This is a genomic window from Pseudomonas sp. 2VD (assembly GCF_005503585.1).
Lineage (GTDB): Bacteria > Pseudomonadota > Gammaproteobacteria > Pseudomonadales > Pseudomonadaceae > Pseudomonas > Pseudomonas aeruginosa.
In genome coordinates, this window is record NZ_SCND01000303.1 from 1 (window position 1) to 7331 (window position 7331).

A 7331-nucleotide genomic window follows, 5' to 3' on the forward strand; every position below is an offset into this window, starting at 1 on the left:
AGGCACTGCAGCGTCTGCTCGCAGGTTCCGGACTGAGCGGGGAGGTACGGGGCGGCGACGCCTGGGTCGAGGCCGCGGCGACAGGTGCCGGCATCGCCCCCGGCGACAGCGTCGACCTCGGCGCGCTCAGCGTGGTCGCCACCCAGGACCCGGCCACCGCCGCCATCACCGAAGACAGCGGCTCCTACACCACCCGGGCGATGCGCACCTCGACCAAGCTGGCGATGTCGATCCGCGAGACCCCTCAGTCGGTCAGCGTGGTCACCCGCCAGCGCATGGACGACCAGGGCATGCGCGACCTCAACGACGCGGTGAAGGGCGTCACCGGCCTCACCGTGCAACAGTACGGGCCGGCCCGGGTGAAGTACGCGGCGCGCGGCTTCGACGTCGACAACATCATGTACGACGGCCTGCCGACGAGCATTTCCACCTATACCCAGGACGTCATTTCCGCCGCCGACCTGGCCATGTTCGACCGCGTCGAAGTGGTGCGCGGTGCCACCGGCCTGATGCAGGGCGCAGGCAACCCGGCGGCGGCGATCAACATGGTGCGCAAGCGTCCGACCCAGGACTTCCGCGCCTCCCTGCAAGGCAGCGTCGGCACCTGGGACCGCTATCGCAGCGAGGCCGACGTTTCCGGTCCGCTGAACAGCGAAGGAACCCTGCGCGGCCGCGCGGTGGTCGCCTACCAGAAAGGCAACAGTTTCCAGGACCACGTCAGCAGCGAACGCGGCGTGTTCTACGGGATCGCCGAAGCCGACCTGAGCCCGGACACCACCTTCGCCATCGGCGCCTCGAACCAGAACGACAACCGCAACGACAACTGGGTAGGCCTGCCCAGCCCGCTGGGCGGCCGCCACCTGGACCTCAAGCGCTCGTCCTACTACGGCGCCGACTGGTCCTACTGGGATACCGACACCACCCACCTGTTCAGCGACCTGACCCACCGCTTCGCCAACGGTTGGCAGATGAAGCTGGCCGCCGACAAGCTGTGGGCGCGAATCAACATGCTCGGGCTGTACAACGACTGCTACTACTCGACCACCGGCTGCGCCAGCATGACCCAGAACCCCGGCGACTACAGCTACACCGACGACCACGACAGCTATGACGCCTATGCCAACGGTCCCTTCCAGTTGCTCGGCCGCGAGCACGAGCTGGTGGTCGGCGCCAGCTATCGCCAGGAACGCTTCGACGGCCACGGCGGCTGGGGCAGCCTGTTCAACAAGGACGGCACCCCGACCGGGCCGATGGACCCGACCCAGTGGGACCCGAGTTCGACCCTCAAGCCGAGGCTGAACACCAGCCTGTGGGGCATGAAGCTCGACCAGGAACAGAAAGGCGCCTACCTCACCACCCGGTTGAACCTCGCCGACCCGCTGAAAGTGATCCTCGGCGGGCGCCTGGACTGGTACAAGGCCGACGCCGATACCGACAGCTACAAGGTCACCCGCAACGTCACCCGCTATGCCGGGGTGATCTACGACCTGAACCAGACCTACTCGGTCTACGCCAGCTATACCGACATCTTCAAGCCGCAGAGCAACTTCGACGCCGGCGGCGGCCTGCTCGACCCGATCACCGGCAAGAACTACGAGATCGGCCTGAAGGGCGAACACTTCGGCGGCGCGCTCAATTCGCAGATCGCGCTGTTCCAGATCGACCAGGAAAACCGCGCCACCGAGGACGTCGGCGGCCCCTCGCCATGCCCCTTCAGCCCCACCTCGCGCTATTGCTCGCGCGCTTCGGGCAAGGTCCGCAGCCAGGGCGTCGACCTGGAGCTGAGCGGTGCGCTGAGCGACGACTGGCAGATGATGGCCGGCTATACCTACGTCGACGCCAAGTACAAGCACGACAGCAACAAGGCCAACGAGGGCAAGCCATTCGACGCGGCCAAGCCACGCCACCTGTTCAAGCTCGCCACCAGCTACACGCTGCCCGGCGAACTGCACAAATGGCGCGTCGGCGGCGACCTGGCCACCCAGAGCAAGACCGAGGACAGCAGCACCGGTTTCCAGCAGGGCGGCTACACCGTGGTCAACGCCATGCTCGGCTACAAGGTCAGCGAACGGATCGACACACGGCTGAACTTCAACAACCTGTTCGACAAGTACTATTACAGCGGCATCGACTTCGGCAACCTCAACTACGGCGAGCCGCGCAACCTGATGTTCACGGTGAAGTACTCGCTCTGATCCCGGACCGCCGGCGTGCCTCCGCAGGCGCGGCGGCGGTGTCCGAACGGCCCTTCCAGGCGCCTCAGCAGGGCCGATAGCGGCGCTCGAACTCGCTCGCCAACTGCTCCAGCGTGACGCTCCCCAGGCGCTCCAGGAGCAACGCCTGCGCCGCCTCGAACGCCTCGCCGAGCGCTTCGTTGACCGCCTGCTCGACCAGGCATTCCGGATGATCGGTAGACAGGCCGATGGCGAAGATCGAGGACGCTCCCAGCGCCTGGTGGATATCCAGCAAGGTGATGTCCGCCAGCGGCTTGGCCAGCCGCCAACCGCCGCGATGGCCCTTCTCCGAACTCACGTAGCCTTCGTTCTTCAGCAGCGCCATGGTCCGTCGCACCACCACCGGGTTGGTGCCGAGCATCTGCGCGATGGCTTCGGAAGTCGCCGGCCCTTCGTGGCGGGCCATATGGATCAGCACATGGAGCATGCGCGAGAGGCGGGTGTCGTTTCTCATGAACGGCGGGCTCGTGACGGAAAGACCATGAGTATGTCTCGCTACAGAAAAAGTTACGAGAGCGTTGACAAGCGCATCTCATGAAACTTACGTTGTTGCGTGACTATCCGAATGGGAGATACGCCATGACTTTCGACGTGATCATCGTGGGCGGCAGCTACGCCGGCATCTCCGCGGGCATGCAACTGGCGCGGGCGCGGCGCAGGGTGCTGGTGATGGATACGGGACTGCGACGCAACCGCTTCGCCCGGGCCTCCCACGGCTTTCTCGGCCAGGACGGCCGCGATCCGGCGGCCATCGCCGATGACGCCCGCGCGCAGTTGCTGGCCTATCCCAGCGTCGAGTGGCTGTCCGAAGCCGCCGTCGCGGCGAAGAAGGAGGCGGACGGTTTCGTGGTGAAGGCCGCCAACGGAGAACGCTTCACCGCGCGCCGGCTGATCCTCGCCAGCGGGGTCGCCGACGACCTGCCGGAGATCCCCGGTCTTGCCGAGCGCTGGGGACGGCACGTGTTCCATTGCCCGTATTGCCACGGCTACGAACTGGACGGCGGGCCGGTTGGCGTACTGGCGGCCTCGCCGCTGGCCATCCACCACGCCCTGATGTTGCCCGACTGGGGAGCGACCACCTTCTTCCTCAACGGCGTCTTCGAACCGGATGCCGAGCAAATGTCCAGGCTGGACCGGCGCGGCGTGGCGATCGAGCGCGAAGCCGTGGTCGCGCTGGGCGGCGCGCGCGCCGACGTGACCCTGGCCAGCGGCCGCACGATTACGCTCGCGGGGTTGTTCACCCAGCCGCGTACGCGCATGGCCAGCCCGCTGGCGGCGTTGCTCGGCTGCGAGTTCGAGGACGGGCCGAGCGGGCCGTTCATCAGGACCGACGGCATGCGCGAAACCAGCGTTCCCGGCGTCTTCGCCTGCGGCGACGCGGCGCTGGCGGCCGGCAACGTCGCCATCGCGGTGGGCGACGGCGCGCGCACCGGTGGCGCGGCGCATCATTCGCTGCTGTTCCGCTGACGCCGGAGGCTGACAGGCCAAGGATCCGGCCCACCGCCCGGCAAATCTTTCGAACTCCCCGGCGTTCCGGCTTTCCACTCTCCTGCATGTCACGCCACGGCGCCCGCCACGGGCGCCCCAGCAGAGGAGAAAACCATGAGCGCGAAGCTGCAAGGCAAGAACGTCCTGGTCATCACCGCCAACACCGGCATCGAGCGCGACGAGCTGCTCGAACCGCTGAAGACCCTGAAGCGACAGGGCGCCACGGTCACCCACGCGACCATCGAGGGCGGCGAAGCGCAGACCTGGGTACACGACAGCGAGAAGGACCTGATCGTCAATTCCGACGCCAGGCTGCAAGGCCTGCGCGCCGAGGACTACGACTTGCTGCTGGTCCCCGGCGGCACGGTGAATGCCGACACCCTGCGCCAGGACAGCGAGGCCCGGCGCCTGGTCAGGGAATTCAGCGACGCAGGCAAGACGGTCGCCGCCATCTGCCACGGCCCCTGGCTGCTGATCGACGCCGGCGTCGCCCGCGGCAAGACCCTGACCTCCTATTCCAGCGTGCGTATCGACCTGACCAACGCCGGCGCGAACTGGGTCGACACGCGGGTGAAAGTCTGCCCGGCGAACGGCTGGACCCTGATCACCTCGCGCAACCCGGGTGACTTGCAGGCGTTCAACGAAGCCATCGGCGAAGCCCTGCAGGCGGCCGCCTGATCGTCATTCGCGGAGACAAGCGGTGGACACCCTGAAGATCGCCACCTTCAACGTCAACGGCATCCAGACCCGGCTGGCCGCGCTGCTGGCCTGGCTGGAGCGGGAAGCGCCGGACATCGTCTGCCTGCAGGAACTGAAGACGCCCGACGCGCGCTTCCCCGCCGCGGCGCTGGAGAGGGCCGGATACGGCGCGATCTGGCAGGGCCAGTCGGCGTGGAACGGCGTCGCCATCCTCGCCCGCGACAGCCAGCCGCTGGAGGTACGCCGCGGCCTGCCGGGCAACGCCAGCGATCCCCACAGCCGCTACCTCGAAGCGGCCGTCGACGGCCTGCTGGTGGCCAGTCTTTACCTGCCCAATGGCAATCCCCAGCCGGGACCGAAGTTCGACTACAAGCTGGCCTGGTTCGAGCACCTCATCCGCCACGCCGCCGAGCTGATGGAGAGTGGCCATCCGGTGGTGCTGGCCGGCGACTTCAACGTGGTGCCCAGCGACTTCGATATCTACGACACCCGCTCCTGGAAAAAGGACGCCCTGCTCCAGCCGGAGTCCCGCGAGTGCTTCGAGCGCCTCCTGCGGCAGGGCTGGGTGGACGCGCTACGCCAGCGCTTCCCCGACCGGCGCCTCTATACCTTCTGGGACTACTTCCGCCAGCACTGGCAACGCGACGCCGGGCTGCGCATCGACCACCTGCTGCTCAGCGCCAGCCTGGCGGACCACCTGGAAGACGCCGGGGTGGATCGCTGGGTGCGCGGCGAGGAGCACGCCAGCGACCACGCGCCAGCCTGGGTAAGCCTGCGGCGTCCCTCAGAGCCCCGGCGCTAGCCGAGCTGGCCCCGGCACTGCGCATCGGCTCTCACCGCCCCTCCGGCAACCTCGCCACCACCTTGATCTCGAAGCTGAAGCCATACAGCCAGTTCACCCCCACCGCCGTCAGCGTGGGGTACGGCGCCTCGCCCCAGTACTCCGGGACGATCTTCCAGATGCGCTCGAAGTTGGCCTCGGCGTCGACCATGAACACGGTGACGTCGAGCACATCGTCGAACCCGCAACCGGCCGCGGCGAGCACCGCATTCAGATTGTCGAAGGCGCGGCGGACCTGGGTCTCCAGCTCGGGTTCGGGAGAGCCGTCGTCGCGGCTGCCGACCTGGCCGGAGACGAACAGCAGGCCGTCGCTGCGGACCGCCGGGGAATAGCGGTTGCGCTCGTAGAGGGCCTGGCGGCCGGCGGGGAAAACCACGTCGCGTACAGTCATGCGATACCTCCATCCTGGGGCTCCCGGCCCCGTCATCGTCGATGGAAGAACGGTAAGGTCGTGCGCGCCGTGGATAAACGCGCAACCCTGGCCATGACTGTTTGTAGAATCCAAACAATCCTCCACGACCCGGAGTCCCGATGGACCGTTTCGATGCGATGCAGGCCTTTGCCCGTGTGGTGGAGACCGGCAGCTTCACCAAGGCGGCGGAGACGCTGCACATGAGCCGCACCAGCGTCACCCAGTTGGTCCAGCAACTGGAAGCGCGGCTGCGGGTACGCCTGCTCAACCGCACCACGCGCAAGCTCAACCTGACCGCCGACGGCGCCGCCTACTACGAGCGGGTGATACGCCTGCTGGCGGAACTGGACGATGCCGAGACCAGCCTCTCCAGCGCCGCCCTGGCGCCCCGCGGGCGTCTCCGGATCGACGTGCCGAGCCCGCTGGCGCGGCTGCTGCTGATCCCGGCGTTGCCCGAGTTCCATGCGCGCTATCCGGATATCCAGATCGACCTGGGCGTGAGCGATCGGCTCGTCGACCTGATCGACGAGAACGTCGATTGCGTCATCCGCGGCGGCGAACTGCGCGACCAGTCGCTGATGGCGCGGCGGGTCGGCGACCTGCAACTGGGGGTCTACGCGGCACCGGCCTACTTGCAGCGCGCCGGCGTGCCGAGCCACCCGCGCGAACTGGAGGACAGCCACCAGCGCATCGTCGGCTTCCTCTGGGCGCGCACCGGCAAGGCCCTGCCCTACGCCATGCACAGAGGCGAGGAAAGCCTGCGGGTGGCGGGCCGCCATGTGCTGGCGGTGGACGACGGCAACGCCTACCTGGCGGCCGGGCTGGCCGGCCTGGGCATCCTCTGGCTGCCGCACTACATGGCGCGTGAGCCCCTCGCCCGCGGCGAGCTGCTGCCGCTGTTCGAGGACTGGAGCCTGGAGCCGATGCCGCTGTACCTGGCGTTCCCGCCGAACCGCCACGTCAGCGGCAAGCTGCGGGTGTTCATCGAGTGGGTCGCCGAACTGATCGCGCGGCATGCGCCGCCGTTGCATCCGCCGCTCTGAAACAAAGACGGAGGCGTATCCTGGAAAACCCTGGAGTAATGGTAAGCGGCCAGGGCTCTATATATGCCCCGCGATTATAAAGATGACTGATACGATCATAAGCCGGATATCCTGAAATTCAACCAAGCCGACATCGGAACGGTTTCCGAGCGATGAATAAAAGATTCACCCAGCCTTATATTCAGGACTGGTCAAACCGGATAACTTGAAAATCCGAATTTCGTTAACCCGATCACATCGACAGATGCACCAGCAAAGCACTCGCGCACTACACCCTGCACCTCTATGAAGCAAGCCGAAGGCTCTATAGCGGCACTCCAGACCAAACTTTAGTTGGTAGAGAGAGCACTCCAACATCAATGACAAGTGAGGGGAATAGCTATCTATTCTGCTATCCATAAACGCTTCTTCATATTTAATAGCTAGCAGAAACGAATATAAAAAATATTTGAACGACTCCGTCACCCCTGCATATCTTTCGCCACGCGAACGATTAAGGAAGTTGCCCTCCCCAAACTGAAGGAGTCGATTCATGCATAAGAGAACGTACCTGAATGCATGCCTGGTTCTCGCGCTGGCTGCGGGCGCGAGCCAGGCCTCGGCCGCGCCCGGTG

Annotated in this window: 7 protein-coding genes; 5 read left to right on the forward strand and 2 right to left on the reverse strand. The window is 66.1% G+C overall.

Going from position 1 to position 7331, the window contains the following annotated elements; translation table 11 throughout:
• Positions 1-2195, forward strand: a 2195-nt coding sequence (locus FFS27_RS25020) for a TonB-dependent siderophore receptor (protein ID WP_137952266.1), incomplete at its 5' end; no start/stop codon positions are given.
• Positions 2196-2259: 64 nt separating this feature from the next.
• On the opposite strand, the gene FFS27_RS25025 is transcribed toward FFS27_RS25020, so the two are convergent.
• Positions 2260-2688 carry an Rrf2 family transcriptional regulator gene (locus tag FFS27_RS25025; RefSeq protein WP_003101327.1) on the reverse strand — a complete coding sequence of 143 codons (429 nt, stop codon included), beginning with the start codon at positions 2686-2688 and terminating at the stop codon, positions 2260-2262.
• Positions 2689-2768: 80 nt separating this feature from the next.
• Here FFS27_RS25025 and FFS27_RS25030 point away from each other — a divergent pair, with 80 nt between their 5' ends.
• From FFS27_RS25030 to xth, 3 genes are all read left to right on the forward strand, one after another.
• Positions 2769-3701, forward strand: a complete 933-nt coding sequence (locus FFS27_RS25030) for an NAD(P)/FAD-dependent oxidoreductase (RefSeq protein WP_023443503.1) — start codon at positions 2769-2771, stop codon at positions 3699-3701.
• Between the two features lie 135 nt (positions 3702-3836).
• Positions 3837-4400: a DJ-1/PfpI/YhbO family deglycase/protease gene (locus tag FFS27_RS25035; protein WP_003110539.1), complete on the forward strand. Its 564-nt coding sequence runs from the start codon at positions 3837-3839 to the stop codon at positions 4398-4400.
• 22 nt (positions 4401-4422) lie between these two features.
• On the forward strand, positions 4423-5223 hold the full coding sequence (xth, locus tag FFS27_RS25040; protein WP_003110540.1) for an exodeoxyribonuclease III: 801 nt from the start codon (positions 4423-4425) through the stop codon (positions 5221-5223).
• A gap of 31 nt (positions 5224-5254) precedes the next feature.
• On the opposite strand, the gene FFS27_RS25045 is transcribed toward xth, so the two are convergent.
• Positions 5255-5653: a RidA family protein gene (locus FFS27_RS25045; protein ID WP_003101334.1), complete on the reverse strand. Its 399-nt coding sequence runs from the start codon at positions 5651-5653 to the stop codon at positions 5255-5257.
• A 140-nt stretch (positions 5654-5793) separates the two neighbouring features.
• Here FFS27_RS25045 and FFS27_RS25050 point away from each other — a divergent pair, with 140 nt between their 5' ends.
• Positions 5794-6717, forward strand: a complete 924-nt coding sequence (locus FFS27_RS25050; protein ID WP_003093559.1) for a LysR family transcriptional regulator — start codon at positions 5794-5796, stop codon at positions 6715-6717.
• The last annotated feature ends 614 nt before the right edge of the window (positions 6718-7331 follow it).